This window comes from Oleiphilus sp. HI0066 (assembly GCF_001635725.1).
Genome location: NZ_LWFH01001639.1, coordinates 1 through 900, shown reverse-complemented (window position 1 = coordinate 900; position 900 = coordinate 1). Strand labels below are relative to the sequence as shown.

At 42.3% G+C, this 900-nt stretch carries 1 protein-coding gene; it reads right to left on the bottom strand.

The features are described 5' to 3' along the window. A partial coding sequence (locus tag A3738_RS25600) for a methyltransferase (protein WP_068763950.1) occupies window positions 1–900 on the bottom strand: 900 nt, incomplete at both ends.

Sequence of the window (900 nt, the reverse complement as noted above, 5' to 3'; positions counted from 1 at the left end):
TGTTGCTGGTGGAAGGGCGGGTTGCAGACTATAAGATCCATTTTTGGGTATGATTCGGGAATATTATTGGCGCAGCTTGCAGAAAATCGCTCGCTTAAATAACGACTCGCGTTTCTTGTAGTGCTCGCGACGGCCATAAATGATTCGTCACAAAAATAGGTATGTTTGGGCTCAATAGTTTGAGCACACATAATTCCCATGATGCCGCTGCCGCAGGCTAGATCGATGATCGTTTCAGCTTTTGGAAGCTCTTGTAGATAGTCTAGAAATACGCGAGTTCCAGGGTCCAGTCGCCCCTCCGCAAAAACATTAGCATCGCAGCTCAATTCGAGTCCATGTGTTGAATAGCTTCTAGGAAAAGGCGATTGGCCTTTCCACTTGTTTGGAGAGGGGTTGCAATGGATTAATCTTGATTTTCTTGAAGCTAAAGATTGTTCGCTAGGGCCTAGCAGCTTTTCAAAAATATCACGGGTGTTCTTGCTAAGACTTTTTACCATAGCGCTTGCTATGACAACAGAATGCTCGTTTATATGTTTTCTAATCGCATACAACTGATCTTCTAGAAAACTTAATGATTTGGGGATTTTAATAACGACAAGATCAAAGCTGCCTTCAAGTGATGTTGTGCTTGGAACAAGTTTCTCAGGTTCTTGTTTTGTATTCGCCTGCGTATTTAATCGAATAGCTGTCGATGACAAAAATGAGTCAGTTTGAATCGTGATATCAAATGCACGAAGCGCACAACTGATCGCGCCAAATTGGTCGTTTAAGATAAGAATTCGTTTATTGGACAGATCATGCTTACTCAGTTCTTCCAATAACAAGGTGTCAGCACCTTCCCATGCCTGCAGGTTCTGTTGAGCCTTACTATTTTTAAATAACGGATAGCGTTGAAGCGTT